Source organism: Mycobacterium sp. NBC_00419 (assembly GCF_036023875.1).
Classification (GTDB): domain Bacteria; phylum Actinomycetota; class Actinomycetes; order Mycobacteriales; family Mycobacteriaceae; genus Mycobacterium.
Map to the genome: position 1 here is coordinate 3,251,985 of NZ_CP107931.1, position 25,201 is coordinate 3,277,185.

Consider the following 25,201-nt stretch of genomic DNA (forward strand, 5'->3'; position numbering starts at 1 on the left):
CCCTAAGTGAAAGGTTGGGCTCGTGGGCCTGGAGGCGGACCTGGTCAGCCGGTTCGCGCACTGCTGCAGAGCGTTGGGCCTCCCGGTCTACGACCGGCGCAGGCCCGCGGACCTCATCGCCGCGAGCCGCGGCTTCACCGAACTGACCCGCATTGCCCACGACCAATGCGATGCATGGACGGGCCTTGCCGCCGCCGGTGCCACCACACCGGACGTACTGGCCCAGGTCGTCCGCACCGTCGACACCAGCGGAGCATTGCAGCGCCGGATCGAACTTCCCGCCGGGACATTGGGATTCGACTATGACACCGGTCTTTATCTTCGGTTCCGTGCCACCACACCGGATGACTTCCAGCTGGCACACGCCGCCGCGAAAGCCAGCGAAGGACAGTTCGCCGCCGCCGACGACGCGCTAAGCGCGGTCCGCAGGCGGCGGCCGGACTGGTGGGAGGCCCGCTGGGTCGACGCGGCCCTGCACTACCGCGCCCAACGCTGGTCGGATGTCGTCAAGCTGCTGACCCCGGTCGTCGGCGATCCCGCACTGGACCCGGTGTCCGGGCATGCGGCACGGGTTTGTCTGGGTATCGCGCTGGCCCGCCTCGGCATGTTGGCGCCGGCGCTGTCGCATCTCGACCAGCACGACGGCCCGGTTGCCGTGGCGTCCCTCGACGGTGCCCTCGCCAAGGCCTTGGCGCTGCGCGGCTACGGGGACGAGGACTCCGCGGCCGACGTCCTGCATGAGGTGTATGCGGCCAATCCGGGCAACGAGCAGGTCGAGGCCGCGCTGTCCGACCCGACCTTCGGCATCGTGACCACCACCGCCGCACGCATCGACGCCCGGACCGATCCGTGGGATCCCGAAACAGAGCCCACCGCAGCCGACTTCATCGACCCCGAGGCTCACGACCGCAAGATGGCACTCCTGCAGGAGGCCGAGCGGGAGCTGGCCGAGTTCATCGGGCTCGAGGAGGTCAAGGATCAGGTTGCGCGGCTCAAGAGCTCGGTCGCTATGGCATTGCGACGGGAGGAGCGCGGCTTGGCGGTCGCCCAGCGGTCGCATCACCTGGTCTTCGCGGGCCCGCCCGGGACCGGTAAGACGACCATCGCCCGGGTGGTCGCCAAGATCTATTGCGGTCTGGGCCTGCTCAAGCGGGAGAACATCCGCGAGGTCCACCGGGCTGATCTGATCGGTCAGCACATCGGTGAGACCGAGGCCAAGACCAACGCCATCATCGACAGCGCGCTGGACGGTGTGTTGTTCCTCGACGAGGCCTACGCGTTGGTGGCCACCGGAGCTAAGAACGATTTCGGTCTGGTGGCCATCGACACCTTGTTGGCGCGGATGGAGAACGACCGCGATCGGCTGGTGGTGATCATCGCCGGGTACCGTGCCGACCTCGACCGGTTCCTGGACACCAACGAGGGTCTGCGCTCGCGGTTCACCCGCAGCATCGACTTTCCGTCCTACACCGCAGGAGAGCTCGTCGAGATCGCCGGTGCGATGGCCTGCCAGCGCGACAGCGTCTTCGAGGCCGCCGCACTCGAAGACCTCGAAGCGCTCTTCGAACAGTTGGCGGGTTCCACCACACCGGACTCGGCGGGTGTCGCCAGGCGCAGCCTCGACATCGCGGGCAACGGACGCTTCGTCCGCAACGTCGTCGAACGGTCGGAGGAGGAACGCGAATTCAGGCTCGACCACACCGGGTCCGCCGGCGAAGACTTCACCGACGAGCAGTTGATGACGATCACGGCCGCCGACGTGCGGAGTTCGGCCGTCCCGCTGCTGCGCGGTCTGGGCCTGTTGGTTCCGGCATGACCGAGCCCCAACCCGAGGACGACCGGCGGTCGTTCTCCTCCCGGACGCCGGCCAACGGCAACCCCGACCGGGTGACCTACCGGCGCGGGTTCATCACGCGACACCAGGTCAGTGCGTGGCGCTTCGTGATGCGCCGCGTTGCCGCCGGGCTCGCGTTGCACGACACCCGCATGCTCGTCGAGCCGCTGCGCAGCCAGTCCCGCGCGGTGTTGATGGGAGTGCTGCTATCGGTGACTGCGGTGCTGGGCTGTTTCGTCTTCTCCCTGCTACGCCCCGGCGGTGTGCCGGGCAGCGACCCCGTGCTCGCCGACCGGTCGAGCGCCGCGCTCTACGTGCGGGTCGACGGCAAGCTGCATCCGGTGCTGAACCTGACCTCGGCGCGGCTGGTGAGCGGACGGCCCGTCGAGCCGACCATGGTCGACAGTGATCAGCTCGACCGCTTCGCCCGCGGCAACCTGATCGGCATTCCGGGCGCACCGGAACGCATGGTGCAGAACACATCCCGAGATTCCGCCTGGGCGGTGTGTGACGGCACCGACGCGGGCCCAGACTCCGCCGGCGTCACGGTGATCGCCGGACCGGTCGACCGCAGCGGTGCGCGCGCAGATGACCTCCCGGCCTCCGAGGCCGTCCTGGTCACCGGACCCGAGGGCACCTGGCTGTTGTGGGGCGGGCGGCGCAGTGCGGTCGATCTGGCCGACCGGGCGGTGGCCGACGCACTCGGTCTGCCCGCTACAGGCGTTGCAGCCAGGCCCATCTCGCCCGGGTTGTTCAACACCATCCCGGAAGGCGCGGCGCTGCGGGTTCCTCAGATCCCCGGTGCGGGACTGCCGCCGGGGTTCGAACTTCCGGTCGCCGCTCCGGTCGGGGCTGTGCTGATCGCCTACCGCACCGACGGCACCCCGACCAACTACGCGGTGCTGCCGGACGGACTGCAACCCGTCGGACCGGTGCTGGCCGCGCTGCTGCGCAACGCGAACTCCTACGGCTTTGCACAGCCCCCGACGCTGACGGCTGACGACGTTGCCCGCCTTCCGGTGTCGTCGCAGATGGACGTGACGGCCTACCCCGACCAACCCGTCGCACTCGTCGACGCCCGGGAAGCGCCCGTGACATGTTCGCTGTGGCAGCGAGCCGACGGCGCGGCAATGAGTTCTCTGACGCTGCTGTCGGGCCCAACGCTTCCGGCGCCTGACGGGTCGCACCCGGTCGACCTGGTCGGCGGGAGCAACCCGGCCACGGCGGCCCGCGTGACGTTGCCGGCCGGTCGTGGTTACTTCGTGCGGACCGTCGGTCAACAGGACAGCTCGCCGCCGTCGGGCGCGTTGTTCTGGATCTCCGACACCGGGGTGCGCTACGGCATTGGCGCAGATTCGTCGACTGCCGAAAAATCCGTCACTGCGCTGGGTTTGACGCAGCCACCACTTCCGATGCCCTGGTCGGTGCTGAGTTTGTTCGCCCCGGGCCCGGCGTTGTCCCAGGCCGATGCCCTGGTCGTCTACGACGCTGTCCGAAGCGGTATCGAGCAGGGGGCCAGATGAGTCGATTGATGTTCGAGACGAGCCGCCGGCTGCCGGGCCCGCAGGCCCCCAAGGGATCGATCGTCATCGAGCCGCCACCGGAACTACCCAGGGTGGTGCCGCCGTCGCTGCTGCGCCGGGCGCTTCCGTACCTGATCGTCATGTTGATCGTCGGCATGATCGTGGCGATGGTCGCCACCGGGATGCGGCTGATCTCGCCGCAAACCCTGTTCTTCCCGTTCGTGCTCCTGTTGGCTGCGACCGCGCTCTACCGCGGCAGCGACAACAAGATGCGCACCGAGGAAGTCGACGCCGAGCGCGCCGACTACCTGCGCTATCTATCGACCATCCGCGACAACGTGCGCGCCGCCGCCGCCGCGCAGCGTGCCGCCCTGCTGTGGTCCCACCCGAGCCCTGCGGAGTTGGTCGCGGTGCCGGGTTCGCGCCGGCAATGGGAGCGCGATCCGCACGATGGCGACTTCCTGGTGCTGCGGGCAGGGCTGCATACGGTGCCACTGGACACCGCCCTGCGGGTCAAGGACGCCGCCGACGAGATCGACCTCGAACCGCTGTCGCACAGCACGTTATCCGCACTACTGCACACCCAGCGGACCGTCCGCGACGCTCCCCGCGGTATCGACCTGACGACGCTGTCCCACATCACGGTCGCCGGTGATCGCGCCGAGGTACGGGCGGTGCTGCGGGCCTGGCTCGCGCAGGCTGCCGCATGGCACGACACCGCTTCGCTGGGAATCGCGCTGGCGAGCCCCGACGTGGAGTCGCCGGACTGGTCCTGGCTGAAATGGCTGCCCCACACCGACATCGGCGGCCGCCTCGACGGCTGCGGACCCGCTCGGCAGCTGGCGACGAACATCGCCGACCTGATGGCATCCATCGGACCGACCCTGGCCGGGCGGCCCCTGTTCGGCGCCGAGCAACCCGATCCGGGCCGGCACCTGCTGATCGTCGTCGACGACCCGGGCCAGCTGCCGGAGGACTCGGTACTGGCGACCGGGCTTGCCGGGGTCACGGTGATCTACACCGGTGACCCAGAGGCGGCTGCGGTGCTCGGCCGGTACCCGAATCCGGAGCAGCCGTTCTACCGCGTCGCCGGGGGGACGATCTCGCGCTGGGAATCCGAGGGCTGGCAGACCTTCGTCGCGCGCGCCGACCAGATGTCACAGGGTGAAGCCGCCCACCTGGCCCGCGGCCTGGCCCGCTGGGATTCCAACCCAACGCAGCCAGGGCTTCGCTCCGCCGCCAACCGGGGGGCCAGTTTCACCACGCTGCTGGGTATTTCGGACGCTTCGGCACTCGACGTGGCCGACGTGTGGGCATCGCGACCGCGCGAGGTCGAATTGCGGGTCCCCATCGGCGTGACCGCAACCGGCGAGCCTTTGTACTTCGATCTCAAGGACGAAGCTGAAGGTGGGATGGGTCCGCACGGACTGATGATCGGCATGACCGGATCAGGCAAGTCGCAGACCTTGATGTCGATTCTGTTGTCGCTGTTGACCACCCACAGTGCCGACCGGCTCATCGTGATCTACGTCGACTTCAAGGGCGAGGCGGGCGCCGACATCTTCCGCAACTTCCCACAGGTCGTCGCCGTCATCTCGAACATGGCCGAGAAGAAGTCGTTGGCCGACCGCTTCGCCGACACGCTGCGCGGCGAGGTCGCGCGCCGGGAGAACCTGCTGCGCGACATGGGCCGTCTCATCCAGGGCAGCGCCTTCAACTCGGTCGCCGAATACGAGGCCGCCGGCCCGGCGGCGCAGGCGGCCGGCATCGAACTACCGCCGCTGCCAACGCTGTTCGTCGTCGCCGACGAGTTCACCCTGATGCTGGCCGAGCACCCCGAGTACGCCGACCTGTTCGACTACGTCGCCCGCAAGGGACGATCCTTCCGCATCCACATTCTGTTCGCGTCCCAGACCCTCGACATCGGCCGCATCCGCGACATCGACAAGAACACGTCCTACCGCATCGGGCTCAAGGTGGCCAGTGCGGCCGCGTCCCGGCAGATCATCGGCGTCGAGGACGCCTACCACGTCGAATCGGGCAGAGAACACAAGGGAATCGGTTTCCTGGTGCCGGCGCCCGGTGCGGCACCGATCAAGTTCCGCAGCACCTACGTCGACGGGATCTACGACCCGCCCCGCGCGGCCGTCCCGTACGTGCTGCCCGCGACCCCCGAACCTGTCCTCTTCTCGGCGGGGCCGGTGCCCTGCCACGACGACGTCGTGGTGGCGGCACCCAGCGAGACCGCACCTGCCTCACCCCCGCGAAAGTTGATCGCCACCATAGGAGATCAGCTGGCCCAGTGCGGCCCGAAAGCACCGGCGTTGTGGCTGCCACCACTGGACGAGCCGATCCCGCTGGGCAGCGTGCTCCGCAACGCCGGCGTGCCGGCACGGCAGTGGCGCTGGCCACTGGGGGACATCGATCGCCCGTTCGACATGCGCCGCGATCCGCTGGTGTTCGACGCCGCCTCCGCGGCGGGCAACGTGGTCATCCACGGTGGCGCGAAATCCGGCAAATCCACCGCGCTGACCACCTTCGTGCTGTCGGCGGCAGAGTTGCATTCGCCACGCGAGGTGACGTTCTACTGCCTGGACTACGGCGGCGGCCGCCTGCGGGCTCTGGAGGACTTGGCCCACGTGGGTAGCGTCGCTTCACCGTTGGAGCCCGAACGGATCCGGCGGACCTTCAGTGAACTCGCGCAGCTGCTGCAGGCCCGGCAGCGGGACCCCCGGGTACACGCCGGAGATCCCGGGTCCCGGACCGACGGCTACGGCGAAGTCTTCCTACTGATCGACAACCTGTACGCCTTCGGCCGCGACAACACCGACCAGTTCAACACCCGCAACCCGCTGCTGGCCGATGTCACCGAACTGGCCAATACCGGCCTGGCCTACGGCATCCACGTCGTTGTCACCACGCCGAATTGGATGGAGGTGCCGCTGGCGATGCGTGACGGCCTGGGGCTGCGGCTGGAACTGCGTCTGCCCGACCCGCGGGACAGCAACGTGCGGATGCCCGGCAGCCTGCGCCGCCCGGCAGACGCGGTGCCGCACGACCAGCCGGGCCGCGGTCTGACGATGGCCGGCGAGCATTTCCTGGTTGCCCAACCCGATCTGGCCGCGATCGCGCAGATCAACGCGCGCCACCCGGGCCTGCATGCGCCGCCGGTGCGACTCCTTCCGGCCCGGCTCGACCCCGCCGAGGTGGCCCCTGTCCATCGGGGTGGCGAACGAGTGGTGCTCGGAGCGCGTGAAACCGATTTGGCCCCCGTGGTATACGACTTCGCCGAGCATCCCCTGCTGATGGTGTTCGGCGACAGCAGGTCGGGGAAGACAACACTGCTGCGTCATCTGATCCGCACCATCCGGGAGAACTCCACCGCACACGACATCGCGTTCACAGTGTTCGATCGCCGGTTGCACCTGGTCGAGGAACCACTGTTCGACGACAACGAGTACAGCGCGAACATCGACCGGGTGACCCCCGCCGTGATGGGTCTGGCCGCCCTCCTCGAAGCCCGCCGCCCGCCTGCGGGCCTGCCTGCAGCCGACCTGACATCGTGGAGTTACCGCAGCCCCGGTGAGGCGGTGCACGCGCACTATCTGATCGTCGACGACGTCGATCAGATCCCTGACGGGCCCGCGCTCAGCGGCCCCTACGCCGGCCAGCGGCCGTGGACGCCGCTGCTCAGTCTGCTCTCGGCCGCCGGTGATCTGGGCTTGCGTGTCATCGTCACCGGCCGCGCAGGCGGATCGGCGCATGCCCTGATGACCAATCCGCTGCTGCGCAGGATGAGTGATCTGCAGGCGAACGTCCTGATGCTGTCGGGCAGCCCCGCGGACGGCGCCAAGATCCGCGGGCATCGATTCAGCAGACTGCCGGCCGGGCGCGCAAAGGTCCTGGGCGACAGCGATATTGCGGACCACATCCAACTGGTGGACCCACTCACCCCCGTCCACAGCGCACCCGAGAGCCGAACCGGAAGGGGCTACCCGTCATGACGTTGCGTGTCGTTCCCGAAGGACTTGCCGCGTCGAGCGCCGCCGTGGAGATGCTCTCCGCGCGGTTGGCCGCCGCGCACGCCGCCGCCGCGCCCCTGGTCACCGTGGTCGTGCCGCCGGCCGGCGACCCTGTCTCGGTACAGACCGCGGCGGGCTTCAGCGCCCAGGGCGCCGAGCACGCCGAGGTCGCCACCCAGGGGATCATCGAGTTGAGCCGCTCCGGGGTGGCCGTCGGCGAATCGGGCGCCGGTTACGCCGCCACCGATGCCGCCGCGACCGCGTCGTATGCGATCGCACGGGGAGGCCGATGACCGCCCCAGTCTGGTTGGCGACCCCACCCGAGGTGCACTCGGCACTGCTCAGCGCCGGCCCCGGAGCGGGTCCACTGCTAGCCTCCGCATCGGCGTGGAGCGCCCTGAGTGTCGAATATTCCACGGCGGCAGCAGAACTGACCGCGATACTGACCGACGTGCAGGCCGGGTCCTGGCAAGGGCCCAGTGCTGCGCGATATGTCGCCGCCCATACCCCTTATCTGATGTGGCTCGAGCAGGCCAGCGCCGACAGTGCCGGGGTGGCCGCACAGCACCAGACCGCCGCGGCCGCGTACACGACCGCGCTGGCCACCATGCCGACGGTGGCCGAGCTGACCGCCAACCACCTCACGCATTCGGTGTTGTTGGCCACCAACTTCTTTGGCATCAACACCATTCCCATCGCCGTCAACGAAGCCGACTACGTGCGGATGTGGATTCAGGCGGCGACCACGATGGGTCTGTACCAGGCCGTCGCCGGCACCGCACTGGCCGCCGCGCCCCGCACCGCACCCGCCCCGATGATCACCGCGCCGGGGGCGCAGGCCGCAGCCTCAGCCGACCTGGGCATGGGCGCCGCCGCACAGGCGCAGGCCGGGGAATCCGGCGGTGCACTGGCCAATTCCAACGTCATCGTCGACCTGTTGGAGTCCTACATCAGGTCGCTTCCCGACGGCGATCTCATCTGGGACTTCCTCACCAACCCGGTCTCCACCATCCAGCAGATCCTGGTCGACTTCGCCACCAATCCGGCACAGGCGCTGACCACGTGGGGCCCGCTGCTGTCTGCCCTGCTCTACCAGGCGATCTTCCAGCCGCTCGGCTGGACCACGTGGGGTCTCGTCTTGTCGGCACCGCTGTGGTTGCCGCTGGCATTGGGGGCCGCGCTCCCACTACTGGGCCTTCTGGCCATCCCGTCCGCGGTCGCCGCTCCCGCGCCCGGGGCCGACGCGATGCCGGGACCCGCACAGCCACAGCGTCCCGGCTTGTGGCCGGTGTCCACGTCGGCACCGACCGTGCCCGCCACCGCTCCCGGTGCACCGGCGGGCACCGCGGCGCCGGCACCCGCGCCGGCTCCCACCGCGTCTGTTCCTGCGGCACAGGGCATGTTCTACGCCGTCGCCGGGACCGACCCTGACGACGGTCCGGGGCCGACGTTCACCGAGGGGGGTTCAAACAAGGCCCCGGTCTCGGCCGAGGCACCCGCTGCCGCCGCTCTCGTCGGCCAGCGGACCGCATCGCGTGCGCGGCGGCGCGGTGCCCGGCAGGCCAAGGACCGCGGCCACCGCGACGAATACATGGACCTCGACAGCGGCCCGCCGCAGCAGGAGCCGAGCCCGCCACCGACCGTCTCGACCTCGGACCGCGGCGCCGGCCCGATCGGGTTCACCGGAACCGAAACCCGAACCGGCCGCGGCGCCGTCACCGCTGCCGGACTCACCGAACTGGCCGGGGGCTTCCTCGGCGAGCGTCCCACCACGCCGATGCTCCCGGCCACCTGGGACGACCAGGACGACAACGACACCCACCGACAATGATTGGAGAACCACAGTGAGCATGCTCGATGCCCACATCCCGCAGATCGTGGCCGCCGAGGCCGCGTTCGGCGCCAAGACGGCGCTGATGCGCTCCACCATCGCCCAGGCCGAACAGGCCGCCATGGCAGCCCAGGCGTTCCACATCGGTGAGGCCTCGGCCGCATTCCAGGCGGCCCACGCCCGATTCGTCGAGGTTGCCGCCAAGGTGAACTCGCTGCTCGACATCGCACAGCTGAACCTCGGCGAGGCCGGCGGCAGCTACGTCGCCCAGGATGCCGCTGCGGCAACGACATACGGAGGTTTCTGATGTCCCAGATCATGTACAACTACCCCGCGATGCTCGCCCACGCAGGCGACATGGCCGGCTACTCGGGCACACTGCAGGCCGTCGGCGCCGACATCGCCACCGAACAGGCAGCCCTGCAGGGTGCCTGGCAGGGCGACACCGGGATGACCTACCAGGCGTGGCAGGCCCAGTGGAACATGGCCATGGAGGAGCTGGTGCGCGCCTACCGTGCGATGGCCACCACCCACGAGACCAACACCTTGTCGATGCATGCCCGGGATCAGGCCGAAGGCGCAAAGTGGGGCTGAGACGTGACCGCACATAACGCGGTCGAGCTCACCGCCGACGCCGCCTGGTGCGTCGCGGAAAGCATTGGCGCCGGATCATTTCCATGGGTCCTGGCGATCACCCCGCCGCAGACCGATCCCCGCGCCGAACTGGCGGGCGTGGGCGTGCTGTCGCCACGTGGGGTTGTGGAGCCGGCGGTAGCCCGCTGGATACGTACCGCGTGCGCACCCGAGTTCTGGCTCGAACTGCGTTACGTGCGCGGCAGCGCAGCCCGCATGCTGCGGGGGCTGATCGCCCGACGCGGGGACCACACGGTCGCGGTGCTGCGCAGCGGTCACCTGGTCACCGTCACCGAACTCGACATCGTCGATCCCGTGGCACTGGCCGCCGCGGTCACCGCGCCGTTGCAGGGCCGGCCGGCAACGAGATTCACCGAGTTCGTCATGCCCATGCGGGCCGGTCAGCGCGCCGACGACCGGCTGCGCGCCGGGGCCGAGCTGGACAGCGTCCTGGACTATCTGGGCATCCCGCCGTCGGCAACCGCCGTGGTGCGCTCGGTGTTCACCGGGCCACGCAGCTATGTGGAGGTGCGGGCCGGATGCGCCCGCGACGGCGTGCACAGCCTTACGGAGGTCGGCGTCGGGATCGTCGACACGCACCTCGGCCGCCTGCTGATCAGTCCGCATCGGGCCGACGACGGGACATGGCTGTCGACGTTCGCCCCCGGCACACCGTTGGCGATCGGTGCGGCGCTCGACCGGCTCACCGACACCCTGCCCGAGGGCCGCTGGTTCCCGGAGTCCGTGCTGGTTCGCGACTTCGCCGAACACCGAACGTAATCAGGAGAGAACAACGATGACCGAGACCCCGGTGCTGCCGATCGTGCGCATCGCCGTTCTGGCCTACGGCCGGATCACCGACATTGCCGTGCCCACCGACGTTCCGCTGCGCGAGATCGTGCCCGCGGTTGCCCGCTTGGTGCCGCGCCCGGAGTCGCCCGGCGACGACGATCTGACCCCGATGACGTTGGCCCCGATCGGCGGTGCACCGTTCACCGTGGACGCCAGTCTAGACACCGTCGGTGTCGTCGACGGTGACCTGCTGGCGCTGCAGCCGGTGTCGCAGCAGCACACATCGCCCGGGGTGGTCGAGGACGTCGCCGACGCGGCCGTCATCTTCTCCGAAGCCCGTAGGCGCCCGTGGGGCCCGAGTCGGCTGCGAGGCGGTGCCCGACTCGCCTCGGCCACCTTCGTCGTGGCGTTATCGGCGGTGGCCTTCGCACACCGCGCCGCGACCGGGTCGGTCGCCGGGCTCTACGCGGTGTCGGCGCTCGCCGCCCTGACCGCCGCGGCGGCCCTCGTACTGCGCCGGTCCTCCGCGCGCATCGCCACCGAGGTGTCGGTGGTGGCACTGGTACCGATCGCCTCGGCGTTCGGGCTTGCCGTCCCCGGGACGTGGGGGCCACCGCAGGTGATGCTGGCGGCCGCGGGTGTGGCCGCGTGGTCGTTGATCGTCCTGACCCAGAGCGACGACTGGGTTGCTGTCTTCACCGCGACTGGGATTGTCGGTGTTGCAACACTTCTGGTGACGGGGGCAGCAGCGCTGTGGCAACTGCCCACCGTGTCGGCGGGCTGTGCACTGATCGTCATCGGCCTGCTGGTCACGGTGTCGGCTCCGCAGGTGGCCGCGACATGGGCCCGGTTCCCGCTGCCGGTCATTCCCGCACCAGGCGACCCGATACCGGCCGGCGTGCCCGACCGACTGCTTGCCGATCTGCCGCTGCGGGTGCGCATCGCCGAAGCCCATCAGACCGGCCTGATCGCAGGCGCAGTGGTGGTGTCGGTGGCGGGGTCACTGTTCGTGGCTTCGGTGCCGGGAGGTCCCGCCGGGTGGGGCTGGTACCTGATTGCGGCCGCCGCGGCTGCCGCAGTTCTGCGCTCCCGGGTGTGGGACAGCGCCGCGTGCAAGGCCTGGCTGCTGGCCCAGCCGGTCCTGGTCTGCTGTGCACTGCTGGCGATGTACGTCGCCGAGCGCCAGTTCGTCGCTGCCATGTGGACCCTGATGGTGCTGGCCGCGCTGACCGCGGTGTGGATGCTGGTGGCCGCCAGCCCGGATCTGGCTTCCGCTCAGCGGTATTCGTTGCCGGTGCGGCGGTTGGTGGGATTCGCGGCGGCCGCGGTGGACGCCTCGCTGATTCCGGTGGCGGCCTACCTCGTCGGCATCTTCGCCTGGGTTCTGGATCGATGATGCGCACCGCCGCACTGGTCGTGGTGGCGTTGTTGGTCACCGGGCCGTCGGCCGCCGCGCTGAGCCCGCCGGTCGCCGACCCGGCGGTGCCGACGCCGTCCGGTGCTGGCGGCCCGGTTGCGGCGGTGACCCAACGCGCCGAGTGCGTGCGGACCGCGATGCGTCCCGGCACCGATCCCGAGTCGGTGACCGTCAACCAGCAGATGCTGAACGTGTCGGCCGTGCAGTCGTATTCGCGTGGCGACGGGCAGACCGTGGCCGTCATCGACACCGGAGTGCAGCCCGGTCCCCGGCTCCCGAATGTGATCGGGGGTGGCGACTTTGTGTCCACCGGCGACGGGCTCACCGACTGCGATGGACACGGCACGGCGGTGGCCGGAATCATCGGCGGCCAATCCGGACCCGACAGTTTCGTCGGTGTGGCACCGGACGCACGGCTGTTGTCGATCCGGCAGTCCTCGCCGCGCTTCGCGCCCAGTGCGCCGGGGGAGGACCCCCGTGACGTTGCGGCTCGCGTCAACGTCGCAACCCTGGCCCGCGCGGTGGTGCGCGCCGCCGACCTCGGCGCCACCGTGATCAGCATCTCGACGGTCACCTGTCTGGCACCCGATCACGTGGGCGACCAGCAGGCCCTGGGAGCGGCACTGCGCTACGCCGCCGTTGACAAGGACGCCGTGATCGTCGCCGCGGCAGGAGATTCCGGTGGCGCCGCGGGCTCCGACGGCTGTTCCGCCAACCCGCTCGGCAGCCCGGCGCACCCGTCGGATCCCCGCAACTGGGCCGCCGTCACCTCGGTGTCGGTCCCGTCGTGGTGGCAGCCGTACGTGCTGTCGGCCGGTGCGCTGGCCGCCGACGGGCAGCCCGCTGACTTCACCATGGCCGGGCCTTGGGTGGGGATCGCCGCACCCGGTACGAACATCGTGTCGCTGAGCAACGACGCGGCAGGCGGCCTGGCCGACGGGATGCCGGACGGCCGCGGCGGGATGGCGGCACTGGACGGTACCGGCTACGCCGCCGCCTACGTCGCGGGGGCGGCCGCTGTGGTGCGCAGCCGTTATCCGGCGATGAAGGCCGACGAGGTGGTGCGGCGACTGACGGGCACCGCGCACAACGCCGCGCAGTCCCCGTCCAACCTGGTCGGGGCCGGAACCCTCGACCCGGTCGGTGCGCTGACCTGGACGGTGAGCCCCCCGGACCGTGCCGCGCCGACGACCAGACGCCTGGCCGCTCCGGTCCAACCACCGCCGATCGATCACACACCGCGGACCGTGGCCTTCGTCGGTACCGCACTGCTGGCAGCCGCCGTCACCGTCGTCGTGGTGCGTCGCCGAACGAGGGAATCCTGATGAGCCGGATGACGCGCCCGCCCCGGCCTAGTGCGGTTCGCCTGACAGTCGTTGTGCTGGCGGTGATGTCGGCGACCTTCGCCTACCCCTGGCGGTCGGCGACCGACCGCTGGGTCCTCGCCGGCGCGGCCGGCTTGGCGCTGATGGTCCTGATGTGGTGGCGCGGCCGGTTCGTCACCACGATTCTCGGGCACCGTGCCCGTATTGCTCTGCAGCGCAGGGCGATCCGAATGCCCTCGGCAGCCGATACTGTCACCGAACTCGACGCGCTGACGACGGTGCTGCTGCGCGTCGACGGCAGCAACGGCCATCCGCCGACCGACATGCTGGCCGGTTACCTCGATCGTTATGGTCTGCACTGCGATTCGATCCGCATCACCACCCGCCTCGCCGGCGCCGACCGAAGGATGTGGATCGGACTGAGGTTCAGTGCGGCAGAGAATCTGGCTGCTCTGCGGGCCAGGTCCGCGCGGATGCCGCTGCACGACACCGCCCGCAATGCTGCCCGCCGACTCATCGAGCACCTCGGTGACCTGGGTTGGACCGCACACCTCGCCGAACCCGATCAGGTGCCCGACATGTTGGCCGGTGAGGCCCGCGAAGGGTGGCGGTCGGTCCGCGATTCGCGGGGATTCCTCACCGCGTACGCCGTCGAGACCGGCTCGGCCCCGATCGTCGGTTCCGAGCTTGCCGAGTGCTGGTCGGTAGTGGAGATCGCGGGCAGACGGTCGGACCCGCAGATCATCGCCGGCATCGCGATACGGACCGAGGACTCACCGACTGCCGCGAGCCCACTGCCGGGATTGGCGGCCATCACCGGCCGCCAAGCCAGTGCACTGGCCGCGCTTCACCCGCTGTCGAGCACCCGATTGCTCACCTGAAGAAATGGAGAACCGATGACTGACACGAAACTATCCCGCGGCTGGCAGGGCGCCATGCTCAAACTGCTGCGGGCCGGCGACTACGAACTGACCGTCACCGGACAGGAACTGATCACCGAACACTATCTGCGACTGAACTTCTCAGCCGGCGGCCTACTGGCGGAGCGGCCCGTCCACCCGACCATGTGGGTGCGGATGTGGTTTCCCGACGGCGCCAAGCTGCACCAGCGGGGCTACACCCTGGTCAATCCCGACCCGGACAACGACTCGGTGGACATCGAGTTCGCGCTGCACGACGGGATCGCCTCCCGATGGGCGTGCGCGGCGCAGCCCGGCGACACCATCGGCGCGACCGTGCTCGGAAGTAGCTTCGCACTGCCGGCGCCGCAGCCGGCTGGTTACCTGATCGTCGGTGACACAGCATCATTGCCCGCGATCAATACGTTGCTCGACGCCATCGGCGATGCACCCGCCAAGGTATTTCTCGGCGCGGGGCACGACGACGACCCGACGCTGCCGGTCGGCCGCGACACCGACGTGGTCTGGATCGAGCGCGGGGAATCCGGTGCAGCCCTTGTCGAGGCGGTCAGCGCGGCCGCGTACGACGCCGAGGACCACTTCGGCTGGGTGGCTACCGACAACCGCACGACCCGGGCCGTAGCCAAGGTGCTGCGCGAGGCCTATCGCATTCCGCGCACGTCGATCAAGGCCCAGGCCTACTGGGCCGAGGGGGCCTGACGGCCCGAATAGCCTTCCCACGGACTGTAATCGGCGATCAGCGCCTCCTGGTCGGGGCGCTGTGCGGCGGGTACGTGTTCGAGGTTGATGCGGATGCGGTACCAGATCGAGCTGGGCCCGCGCATCCCGTCGACCAGGATGTCCGTCGGCGCCAGCAGTGCCGCAGCCGCGGGATGACGCGAGCGCCAGACGTCGAGAGCGGCCATCGCCTCGTCCCGGGTCTTGGTGCGCGCCACCTCGATCAGCGGCTTGCTGCCCTTCGGGGGCTTCTCGGCCGGGCCGAGCTCTTCGGCCAGCCGCAAAAGCCCGTCCAGCGAGCCGACCGCAGCGTCCATCGCCGCCCACGGATCACCGCGTTCGGCGAAGCGCGCCGGAACAGTGGCGATCGTGAAGGCCTCGGGCCGGCAGCCGGGAACCTCGTCCCACTCCAACGGAGTCGAGACGCGGGCATCGGGCAACGCCCGCACCGAATAGGCCGATGCGACCGTGCGGTCCTTGGCGTTCTGGTTGAAGTCGACGAAGACGCCTTGGCGGTCTTCCTTCCACCACCGGCTCGTCGCCAACTCCGGTGCGCGCCGTTCCACCTCGCGGGCCACCGTCTCGGCGGCCAGCCGCACCTGCTTGAACGGCCACTGGGGTGCGATGCGGGCGTAGATGTGAAAGCCGCGCGACCCGGACGTCTTGGGCCACGCCGTCAGGCCGTGGTCTTCGAGTACCTCACGCGCCACCTGCGCGACGTCGAGGATCTGCGGCCAGCTCACACCCGGCATCGGGTCCAGGTCGATCCGCAGTTCGTCGGGGTGGTCCAGATCGCCGGACCGGACCGGGTGGGGGTTGAAGTCGACGCACCCCAGATTGACCGCCCACACCAACCCGGCCGGTTCATGGACCACGGCCTCCTTGGCCGAGGTTCCCCGCGCGTACCGAAGCTCGGCGACGTCGATCCAGTCCGGACGTTTCTCCGGGGCGCGTTTCTGGAAGATCGCCTCCTCGGTGATGCCCTTGACGAAGCGCTTGAGGATCATCGGCCGGTCGAGGACACCGCGCAGCGCGCCGTCGGCCACGGCCAGGTAGTAGTCGACGAGGTCGGCTTTGGTCACCGGGTCACGGCCGTCGACACCCGGGAACACCACTTTGTCGGGATGGCTGATGCTGACCTGGCGGTCCCCGACGCCGATGAAGCCCTCCATAACGCAATGCTAGTTACCGGCGCATTCCGCTCGGCCCGTGACCGCAGTCACCTAGGGTGGCGGCATGTCTAGTCTCATCGACCTGCCCTCGAAGGCACTGGCCAAGGCCCAGAAGCTGGCCGAACGCGGTGCCGCCGAACTGCACTACCTGCAGAAGATGATCGAGTCCGGGGCGTTCGGGCTCGAGCCACCGCAGAACCTGGTCGGCATGGTCGCCGACATCCGCCGGTGGGGCGAGATCGGGATGGTGCCCGCCCTCAACGCCCGCCGCACCCCCAGCCGGCTGGCCGTCATCGACGACGAGGGCTCCCTGACGTGCAAGGAACTCGACGACGCGGTCAATGCCGTGGCCAACGGACTGCTGGCGATGGGTGTCAAGGGCGGTGACGGGGTCGCGATCCTGGCCCGCAACCACCGCTGGTTCGTCATCGCCAACTACGGCGCCGCCCGGGTCGGGGCCCGCACGATCATGCTCAACACCGAGTTCTCCGGTCCCCAGATCCGCGACGTATCCGAGCGCGAGGGCGCGCGGGTCATCGTCTACGACGATGAGTACACCGAGGCCGTCAAGCTCTCGGAGCCGCCGCTGGGCAAGCTGCGTGCGCTGGGCACCAACCCGGACAAGCCGGAGCCCTCGGGCAGCACCGACGAGACGCTGGCCGAACTCATCGCCCGCAGCAGCAGCGCCCCCGCGCCGAAGGCCACCAGGCGGTCCTCAATCGTCATCCTCACCAGCGGCACCACCGGCACGCCGAAGGGCGCGACCCGACACACCCCGCCGACGCTGGCACCGATCGGCGGAGTGCTGTCCAGCGTTCCGTTCAAGGCCGGCGAGGTGACCTCGCTGCCGTCGCCGATGTTCCACGCGCTGGGCTACCTGCACGCCACTATTGCGCTGACGCTGGGCAGCACACTGGTGCTGCACCGAAAGTTCAAGCCGGTCACCGTGCTCGAGGACGTCCCTAAGCACAACGTGACGGCGATCGTGGTCGTCCCGGTGATGCTCTCCCGGATGCTCGACGCCTTCGAGAAGATGGACACCAAGCCTGACCTGTCATCGCTGCGGATCGTGTTCGTCTCGGGTTCGCAGCTCGGCGCCGAACTGGCGACCCGTGCACTCAAGCACCTGGGGCCGGTCATCTATAACCTGTACGGCTCAACGGAAGTGGCGCTGGCCACCATCGCCGGACCGAACGAGCTGCAGAAGAATCCGGCCACCGTCGGAACCGTGGTCCGCGGCACCAAGATCAGGATCCTCGACGACAACGGCCACGAGCTGCCGCAGGGCGAGGTGGGTCGGATCTTCGTCGGCAACAGCTTCCCGTTCGAGGGCTACACCGGCGGCGGCAACAAGCAGATCATCGACGGGCTGCTGTCCTCCGGTGACGTCGGCTATTTCGACCACAACGGGCTGCTGTTCGTCAGCGGCCGCGACGACGAGATGATCGTCTCCGGCGGCGAGAACGTCTTCCCCGCCGAGGTCGAGGACCTCATCAGCGGTCACCCCGACGTCATCGAGGCAACCGCCCTCGGGGTCGACGATCCCGAGTGGGGTGCCCGGCTGCGGGCGTTCGTCGTCCTCAAGGAAGAGGCCGAGACCACCGAGGACGCCATCAAGAACTATGTGCGCGAACACCTTGCGCGCTACAAGGTTCCGCGCGAGGTCGTCTTCCTGGCCGAGCTACCGCGCAACCCCACCGGCAAGATCCTCAAACGCGAACTGCGGCAGATCGAAATCCAGTAGCGCCCGCCCGCCCCTTGCGCCCAAACCAACGAACGGGCGCGAAAGTGCGAGTAGATCGCTACATTTCGTCGATCTCGGCGCGGATTACGGGTCGCGCGGCAGGCCGAGCAGCCGCTCGGCGATGATATTGAGCTGCACCTCGGACGTACCGCCGTAGATCGTGGTGGCACGGCTGGCCAGTAGGTACTCGGCCCACTTGCCCTGCAACGAGTCGGGATCGCCGATGGCGCCGTCGATACCGAACGACGACACCGCGAACTCCGCATAGCCCTGCCCGGTGCGCATCGACAGCAGCTTGGAGATTGCCGCCGACGGCATGGCGTCGCCACCGGCCAGCGTCAGCAGCGTCGAGCGCAGGTTCAGCAGCTTGGCCGCATGCCCCTCGGCGATCAGCTCACCAGCGGTGTGATGCCCGACTTGGTCGAAGTGGCCCTCGGTGACGAACTCGACGAAGCCGTCGAGGTTGGCCAGGAAGCCCGGCTCGCTGCTGCCGATCGAAACACGTTCTGCGGTAAGGGTATTGCGGCTGACCTCCCAGCCGCGGTCCACCTCGCCGAGCACGAGTTCGTCGGGAACGAAGACATCGTCGATGAACACCGTGTTGAACAGCGCGTTGCCCGTGAGCTCGCGCAGCGGCTTGACCTCGACGCCTTCGCTCTTCATGTCGAGCAGGAAGTAGGTGATGCCGTTGTGCTTGGGTGCGCTCGGGTCCGTCCGAGCCAGCAGCGCGCCCCACTGCGAGAACTGCGCGGCGGTGGTCCAGATCTTCTGACCGGTGATGCGCCAGCCACCGTCGACCTTGGTGGCCTTGGTGGTCAGACTGGCCAGGTCCGAGCCGGCGCCCGGCTCGGAAAACAGCTGGCACCAGATCATCTCGCCGCGGAACGTCGGCGGCAGGAAACGCTGCTTCTGCTCGTCGGTGCCGAAGGCGACGATCGACGGGATCAGCCAGGCCGCGATACCCATCTGCGGGCGGCGAACCCGGCCGGCGCTGAACTCCTGGGCGATGATGACCTGCTCGACCGGACTGGCCGAGCGTCCCCACGGTGTGGGCAGGTGCGGCTGCACCCAGCCGCCCTCGGCGATCGCGGTGGTGCGCTGTTCGCGCGGAATCTCTTTGAGCGCATCGACTTCGGCGCGGATCTCGTCGCGCAGCTTCTCCGTCTCGGGGTCGAGGTCGATGTTGACCGGCCGCATGCCTGTGCTGGTGGCGGTGTCGAAGACCTTCTGCTGGTAGTCCGAGGACCGGCCGAACGCGGCGACCAGCCCGAGTGTGCGGCGGTAGTAGACGTTGGTGTCGTGCTCCCAGGTGAAGCCGATACCGCCGTGCACCTGAATGCAGTCCTGCGCGCAGTGCTGGGCGGCGGCGGGCGCCAGGGTCGCGGCGACGGCCGCGGCGAACTCGTAGGCCGTCTCGCCGTTGTCCCACTTTTTCTCGATCGCCTCGTCGAGGGCGCGGGCGGCGTCCCACACCGCGGCGGTGGCCCGCTCGGTGGTGGCGATCATCCCGGCGCACTTGTGCTTGACGGCCTGGAACTGACCGATCGGCCGACCGAACTGTTCGCGAATCTTGGCGTACTCCGCCGCGGTGTCAGTGGCCCAGCGGGCCAGGCCGATCGCCTCGGCCGACAACAGGGTGGTGACGATAGCCCGCCCGGCGCTCTGGGACAGGTTAGACAGCAGCTGATCAGTGCTGACCTCGACGCCGTTGGCGCGCACGTGCGCCACGGGACGCAGCAGGTCGACCGACTTCACCGGCTCGATCTCCAGTTGGGCGGCGTCGAGCACCACCCACTCGACACCGCTTCCGATGGCGACCGGCAGCACCAGCACCGAGGCCTGCGCGGCGGACGCCACCGAGCGCGCTTCGCCGCGGATGACGATGCCGTCGCCCTGCTCGCTGGCGGTCAGCTCTGACTCCAGCGCATAGGCCGCGATGACCTCACCGGAGGCGAGCTGGCTGAGCACCTTGGCGTCGGGATCGTTGGCCGAGATCAGTGCGCTGGCGATCGCCGACGGCACGAACGGGCCGGGCACCGCGCCGTAGCCGAACTCGGCCAGGACGATGGCGAGCTCCAGCAGTCCGAAACCCTGTCCGTCGACCGACTCGGCAAGATGCAGACCGTGCAGGCCCTGCTCGGCGGCGGCCCGCCAGTAGGGCGGCGGGTTGGGGATCGGGTTCTCCAGCGCGTCGTGCAGAACCTCCGACGGCGCCACGCGCGCTACGAGGGACTTCACTGAATCGGCGAGATCGTTGTGCTCGGGAGTGATGGCGATGGGCATGTTCACAGACTCCTGTGTCGGCTGAGCATGTCAATTAACCGGTGGGTTGGGACCGAGGGTACCCGCGGGCGAGACCGAGTCTGCGATCAGATCTCAGTTTCGGTCGACGGCCACGGGGATCACGACCTGGGCGCGGACTCGGCGGTCTTCGGATCGGGGGTGGCGCGCAACACCACGACGACCACCGCGGAGATCACCATGAAGATGCCGACGGCCCACATGCCGGCCTTGTCGTTCCCGGTGAACTGATTAAGCGCGCCGGTGGCGTACGGCGCGGCGAAGCCGCCGAGGTTGCCGATCGAGTTGATCAGCCCGATCCCGCCCGCGGCCGCAGCCCCGGTGAGGAACTGGGCGGGCAGTGCCCAGAAGCTGGGGATGGCGCTGAAGACGCCCATGGCCGCGATACTCACCGGGATCATCACCAGCAGCGGGCTGTGCAGGTACAGGGCCACCGGAATTGCCAAGCCGCCCAGCAACATCGGGAGGGCGACGTGCCAGACGTGTTCACCGGTGCGGTCGGAGTGGCGTGACCACAGGTACATGGCGATGGCCGCCAAGGTGTAGGGCACCGCGGTGATCAGTCCCACCTGGACGATGGACAGGTGGACGCCGAAGGTCTGCTTGAATCCGGTGATGATCGACGGCAGGAAGAACGCGAGCGCGTACAGGCCGTAGGCGATGCCGAAGTAGACCACCGACAGCGCCCAGATCCGGGGGCTGCGCAGCACGCGCCGCAACGGGAAGTCGAAGGTGTCGGACACTTCTCGTTCCTCGGCGGCCAGCACGCCGATCAGCCATTGCCGTTCCTCGGGTGCCAGCCAGTGGGCGTCGGCCGGGTGGTCGGTGAGATAGAACCAGCAGATGATGCCGAGGACGATTGCCGGTAGTCCGACCGAGATCATCATGAATTGCCAGCCGGCCAAACCGAACTTGCCTTCACCTGCCGAGATCAGCCACGCCGACACCGGGGTGCCGACGGCCGCGGCGATCGGGCTGGCCATCATGAACATGGCCACGATGCGGGCCCGGTAGGCGCGGGGGAACCAGCGGGTGAGATAGAAGATGACACCCGGGAACAGCCCAGCCTCGGCCACGCCCAGCAGGAATCGCAAGACGAGCAACGTGGTGGCATTGGGCGCGAATCCTATTGCCACCGCGACGATTCCCCACGACACCGCGATGCGGGCCAGCCAGCGGCGGGCACCGAAGCGTTCCAGCGCCAGGTTGGAGGGCACCTCGACCAGGACGTAGCCGATGAAGAAGATGCCCGACGCCAGCCCGAACATCGTCGACGTCAACTGCAGGTGTTCGCTGATGTCGGCCTTGGCGATACCGAGGTTGGTGCGGTCCAGGTAGTTGACGAAGTACATCGCCATGAGGAACGGCACGGCGCGGATGATCACCTTGCGCAGCGTGCGTGCTTCCAGCGACAGCTCATCGGTGGATGCGACGGACATACTGCCTCCCGTTGACGACGTTGATCAGATCCTGCCCCTCGTGTAGACGGCGGCAGTTGTCGACCGCCTCGACCAGGTAGCGGCGCATGGTATCGCGGGTGACCCAGGTGACGTGCGGGGTGAGGACCACGTTGTCCAGCTCCAGCAGCGGATTGTCATGGGCCACCGGTTCGACGGCGAACACGTCGAGCCCGGCCGCGGCAAGCCGGCCGCCGCGCAACGCCTCGATCAGGGCCTGTTCGTCGACGACCCCGCCGCGAGAGGTGTTGATCAGCAGGGCTTCCGGCTTCATCCGGTCCAGGGCGGCACGGTCGATGAGCTTGTCGGTGGCAGCGGTCAGCGGCAGGTGCAGGCTGACGATGTCACTGTCGGCGAGCAACGCCTCCAGTGGTCGCCAGGTGTCGGTGCCATCGTCGGATGTGTTGGTGTGCAACACCGTTGCGCCCATCGCGTGCAGGATCGCCTCGACGCGCTTGGCGATGTTGCCATAGCCCACCAGGCCCACTGTGCAACTTCCGATGTCGCGAACGGTTTCGGCCAGCGTCGCGTCCGTCGGCCAGCCCCGGCACTGGCGGATGGCACGGTCGAGGTGGGGGAGTCGGCGCAGTGCGGCCAGCATCAACAAGACGGTGCCCTCGGCGACCGAGGGTGCGTTGGCGCCGGGCATATTGGCCACGGCAACACCGAGTTCGGTCGCGGTGTCGACGTCGATGGTGTTGACCCCGGCGCCCAATTTGTGCACCAGACGCAGGTTCGGCGCCCGCCGCAGGTCCTCGCCTGACAGCGGGCGCAGCACGTGCCAGATCGCGTCAGCCTGCGGCAGCTCGCGGTGCAGGGTGGCGTCGTCGTCTTCGTGGCACCACCGGACATCGAGCCAATCTGATTCGGGGGCAACGACTTCCAGGACTGTCTCAGTCGGCAGGAAGTGTGCGAGCACTCTCAGTGCCACCGCTTGGCGATCCATCTGGCAATGGTATCGGCCTGTTCGCTGCGTGCCCCCGGCGTGGTGAAGTAGTGGTCGGTGTCGACGGAAACCCGGGTTTTGTCGGTGCTGGCGAGCGCGTCGAAGATCCGGGTGGCGTCGGACGGGAACACCCCGGTGTCCTGTTCGGCGTTGATCACCAGTGCCGGGCAGCTGATGCGGGCCAGGTGCGGCTCGGCGCGGGTCTGGGCGGTCTCGAGGCTCCACATGCCCAGCCAGTTGCGCAGCGTGCACGCCGCGGCGATGCCGTGTGCTGAGCGGTTGGCCTTGACCGGCACCCCGGCGTAGCAGAGGTTGGGCTGACGTTTGGTGGGTTCGATGGTCGGGTCCACCATCCGGGGGTCGGCCCAGGTGCGCATGACGGTGAACGGCCGGTCGGAGAATCCCGCCGCCTGCACGCGCTTGAGTTCGGTGCCGGCCCAGTCGGTGATCGCGTGGTTGCGGGCCACCTGAGCAGCGCGGTAGCGCGCGACGAACTCGGCGGAGAACGGGGGACCGTTGCGTTCGTCGAATAGATCAAGCTCGGGATCGGTGGCCACCGGGTCGTTCTCGTCGAGCACCGCCCCGTCCATCCAGGCGGTCAGCACCTCGGGACGTCCGGGATGGGCCGCGCTGGCGACGTAGCCGTCGGCGGCGGGCAGTTCGCCCAGCCCCGCTGCGGGCCGCATACCCTCCAGCGGCGTCACATTGGGCTCGACGGCTTGGGACTGGTATGCGGCCATCAGTGAACCGCCTCCCGAATTACCCAGCAGAACAACCGTTTCCACGCCCTGGACGTCGCGAAGCCAACGCACACCGACACCGATGTCGACCAGCGCGTGGTCGAGCAGGAAGCTGCTCTCGAAGCCGCGGAATCGGGTGTTCCAGCCCAGGAAGCCGATGCCGCGGGTGGCGATGTAGTCGGCGAGGTAGTGCTCGGAGAAGTCGATTTGGTAGTGCGTGGCGATGATCGCCACTTTCGGCTTGCGTCCCACGCCGCGGTGGTAGAGGCCCTGGCAGGGGTGCCCGCCCGCGCCGGCCCGGCGGGCGGTCGGCGACGCGACGCCGACGAACTCACGAACGACTCCCGGCGTTGCCATGGTCAGCACCTCCTTGGGCGTGAATTGCTGAGGAGACGATATTCGTGCACGTCGCGGTGCACTCCTGATCTTGGAGAATCGCTTCGTCGGCCAGATCGCGCGATCTTGCGTTCGAAAGCATTTGACCTGGGCAATCAGAACCCCGGCTGGTGTTACTTTCGAGGTGACAGTGCGGCGCGACCGGGAGCAGTTCATGATCAGGCCCAACTTCACCAACCGGGAGTTCGAACTCGGCGGGATCAACCACGTGGCGTTGGTGTGCTCCGACATGGAGCGCACCGTCGATTTCTACACCGGCGTGCTGGGGATGCCGCTGATCAAATCGCTCGATCTCCCCAACGGCATGGGCCAGCACTTCTTCTTCGACGCCGGTCACGGCGACTGCGTGGCGTTCTTCTGGTTCACCGACGCACCCGACGGGCACACGGGGGAGACCACACCGGCGGCACTGCCCGGAGTCGGTGACATCGTCACCGCGGTCGGTTCGATGAACCACATCGCCTTCCACGTGCCCGCCGAGCGGTTCGACGAGTACCGCCAGCGCCTCAAGGACAAGGGTGTGCGGGTGGGGCCGGTGCTCAACCACGACAACAGCCCGTCGCAGGCGGCGCGCACCGTCCACCCGGGGGTGTACGTGCGGTCGTTCTACTTCACCGATCCGGACGGCATCCTGCTCGAGTTCGCCTGCTGGACAAAAGAATTCGTCGAGGGTGACGCGACGACGGTGCCCAAGACCGCAGCCGATCGCCGGCCGCGGATGCACGCCGCGCCCTAGTCGCCGAACAGCCGCGGATCCCCGACCTCGTCGATCATCGCGGTGATCTGGTCGACGAGCTCAGCCGCCGACAGACCGACGTCACCGGCCAGCCACGCGCTGATGGTCTGCCCCACGCCGCCGACGACGAAGTACGCGAACGCCTTGATCCGATCGTTGGCCGGGCGATGCAGCGTCGCCTGCACGTGCTGACCCGACAACACCGCGAACAGCGGACCCAACTCCTGGCGCTTACGCACCACGGTGGAGTTGGACAGCTGGGCGCTGAACAGCAGCCGGCCCAGGCGGGGGTTGTGCTCGATGCTGTGCACGATGTGGGCGATGCCGGCGCGGTTCTGCTCGGCCTGCGGCGCTGCCGCGACTGCGGCCTGGGTGGTCGCGGCCAACTCGGCGACCGCCCAGTCGAACACCGCCGCGACGAACTCGTCCTTGTCGGCGAAGCTTTCGTAGAAGTAGCGGGTGGCGACCCCGGCCTGGCGGCAGATGCCCCGAACGGTCAGCTCGGCCGGGTCCGCGTCGCCGCCGAGTAGCTCCATGCCCGCCTGCAGCAGGCTCGCCCGACGCCGGGCCAGCCGGTCGGCGGCGTCCACGCCGCCGTAGGGCCTCGCCTGCGTCATCACGACATCTTGACACCGGCCGCGGCGAACCGGCAATATCAGGAAACATTGGTTCTCAGATCATGCGACAGGTGAGGC

At 68.8% G+C, this 25,201-nt stretch carries 20 protein-coding genes; 14 read left to right on the forward strand and 6 right to left on the reverse strand.

All coding sequences use genetic code 11. The features are described from left to right. The first annotated feature begins 22 nt into the window (after positions 1–22). From eccA to OG976_RS15465, 12 genes are read left to right on the forward strand one after another with little or no spacing between them, the layout of a single operon-like run. Complete coding sequence (gene eccA, locus OG976_RS15410; protein WP_328350279.1) at positions 23–1,816, forward strand: type VII secretion AAA-ATPase EccA; 1,794 nt, start codon at positions 23–25, stop codon at positions 1,814–1,816. After that, on the forward strand, positions 1,813–3,357 hold the full coding sequence (eccB, locus tag OG976_RS15415; protein WP_328350281.1) for a type VII secretion protein EccB: 1,545 nt from the start codon (positions 1,813–1,815) through the stop codon (positions 3,355–3,357). Before eccA ends, eccB begins: the two co-directional genes overlap by 4 nt. Beyond that, a complete protein-coding gene (gene eccCa, locus OG976_RS15420; protein WP_328350283.1) occupies positions 3,354–7,361 on the forward strand; it encodes a type VII secretion protein EccCa in 4,008 nt (1,335 codons plus the stop codon). Before eccB ends, eccCa begins: the two co-directional genes overlap by 4 nt. Beyond that, the gene (locus OG976_RS15425; protein ID WP_328350285.1) at positions 7,358–7,672 is read left to right on the forward strand and encodes a PE family protein; all 315 of its coding nucleotides are present in this window, start codon (positions 7,358–7,360) and stop codon (positions 7,670–7,672) included. Before eccCa ends, OG976_RS15425 begins: the two co-directional genes overlap by 4 nt. Beyond that, positions 7,669–9,210: a PPE family protein gene (locus tag OG976_RS15430; protein WP_328350287.1), complete on the forward strand. Its 1,542-nt coding sequence runs from the start codon at positions 7,669–7,671 to the stop codon at positions 9,208–9,210. The genes OG976_RS15425 and OG976_RS15430 overlap by 4 nt, the downstream gene beginning before the upstream one ends. A gap of 13 nt (positions 9,211–9,223) precedes the next feature. Continuing rightward, positions 9,224–9,517: a type VII secretion protein EsxS gene (locus OG976_RS15435; RefSeq protein WP_328350288.1), complete on the forward strand. Its 294-nt coding sequence runs from the start codon at positions 9,224–9,226 to the stop codon at positions 9,515–9,517. Next, complete coding sequence (locus OG976_RS15440) at positions 9,517–9,804, forward strand: WXG100 family type VII secretion target (protein ID WP_328350290.1); 288 nt, start codon at positions 9,517–9,519, stop codon at positions 9,802–9,804. Before OG976_RS15435 ends, OG976_RS15440 begins: the two co-directional genes overlap by 1 nt. 3 nt (positions 9,805–9,807) lie before the next feature. Beyond that, positions 9,808–10,623, forward strand: a complete 816-nt coding sequence (locus tag OG976_RS15445) for an ESX secretion-associated protein EspG (RefSeq protein WP_328350292.1) — start codon at positions 9,808–9,810, stop codon at positions 10,621–10,623. 16 nt (positions 10,624–10,639) lie between these two features. Beyond that, positions 10,640–12,031 (forward strand): type VII secretion integral membrane protein EccD, encoded by a 1,392-nt coding sequence (gene eccD, locus OG976_RS15450; protein WP_328350294.1) that lies wholly within the window; start codon positions 10,640–10,642, stop codon positions 12,029–12,031. Continuing rightward, the gene (gene mycP, locus OG976_RS15455; RefSeq protein WP_328350296.1) at positions 12,028–13,377 is read left to right on the forward strand and encodes a type VII secretion-associated serine protease mycosin; all 1,350 of its coding nucleotides are present in this window, start codon (positions 12,028–12,030) and stop codon (positions 13,375–13,377) included. Before eccD ends, mycP begins: the two co-directional genes overlap by 4 nt. Continuing rightward, positions 13,377–14,258 (forward strand): type VII secretion protein EccE, encoded by an 882-nt coding sequence (gene eccE, locus OG976_RS15460; RefSeq protein WP_328350298.1) that lies wholly within the window; start codon positions 13,377–13,379, stop codon positions 14,256–14,258. The genes mycP and eccE overlap by 1 nt, the downstream gene beginning before the upstream one ends. Positions 14,259–14,273: 15 nt before the next feature. Next, complete coding sequence (locus OG976_RS15465; RefSeq protein ID WP_328350299.1) at positions 14,274–14,996, forward strand: siderophore-interacting protein; 723 nt, start codon at positions 14,274–14,276, stop codon at positions 14,994–14,996. On the opposite strand, the gene OG976_RS15470 is transcribed toward OG976_RS15465, so the two are convergent. After that, positions 14,975–16,186 (reverse strand): DNA polymerase domain-containing protein, encoded by a 1,212-nt coding sequence (locus OG976_RS15470; protein WP_328350300.1) that lies wholly within the window; start codon positions 16,184–16,186, stop codon positions 14,975–14,977. The genes OG976_RS15465 and OG976_RS15470 overlap by 22 nt on opposite strands. A gap of 64 nt (positions 16,187–16,250) precedes the next feature. Here OG976_RS15470 and fadD2 point away from each other — a divergent pair, with 64 nt between their 5' ends. After that, entirely contained in the window at positions 16,251–17,930 is a 1,680-nt protein-coding gene (gene fadD2 / locus OG976_RS15475; protein WP_328350301.1) for a long-chain-fatty-acid--CoA ligase FadD2, read from the forward strand. A gap of 84 nt (positions 17,931–18,014) precedes the next feature. On the opposite strand, the gene OG976_RS15480 is transcribed toward fadD2, so the two are convergent. From OG976_RS15480 to OG976_RS15495, 4 genes are all read right to left on the reverse strand, one after another. Beyond that, the gene (locus OG976_RS15480; protein WP_328350303.1) at positions 18,015–20,213 is read right to left on the reverse strand and encodes an acyl-CoA dehydrogenase; all 2,199 of its coding nucleotides are present in this window, start codon (positions 20,211–20,213) and stop codon (positions 18,015–18,017) included. Positions 20,214–20,332: 119 nt separating this feature from the next. Continuing rightward, positions 20,333–21,670 (reverse strand): MFS transporter, encoded by a 1,338-nt coding sequence (locus OG976_RS15485; protein WP_328350305.1) that lies wholly within the window; start codon positions 21,668–21,670, stop codon positions 20,333–20,335. Continuing rightward, complete coding sequence (locus OG976_RS15490; protein ID WP_328350307.1) at positions 21,648–22,634, reverse strand: 2-hydroxyacid dehydrogenase; 987 nt, start codon at positions 22,632–22,634, stop codon at positions 21,648–21,650. The genes OG976_RS15485 and OG976_RS15490 overlap by 23 nt, the downstream gene beginning before the upstream one ends. Further along, entirely contained in the window at positions 22,610–23,731 is a 1,122-nt protein-coding gene (locus OG976_RS15495) for an alpha/beta hydrolase (protein WP_328350309.1), read from the reverse strand. Before OG976_RS15495 ends, OG976_RS15490 begins: the two co-directional genes overlap by 25 nt. 193 nt (positions 23,732–23,924) lie before the next feature. On the opposite strand from OG976_RS15495, the gene OG976_RS15500 reads away from it, so the two are divergent. After that, entirely contained in the window at positions 23,925–24,506 is a 582-nt protein-coding gene (locus OG976_RS15500; RefSeq protein WP_328350311.1) for a VOC family protein, read from the forward strand. Here OG976_RS15500 and OG976_RS15505 read toward each other — a convergent pair. Further along, positions 24,503–25,123, reverse strand: coding sequence for a TetR/AcrR family transcriptional regulator (locus OG976_RS15505; protein WP_328350313.1), 621 nt, complete (start codon positions 25,121–25,123; stop codon positions 24,503–24,505). The two genes, OG976_RS15500 and OG976_RS15505, sit on opposite strands and share 4 nt — an antisense overlap. Positions 25,124–25,201 lie beyond the last annotated feature (78 nt).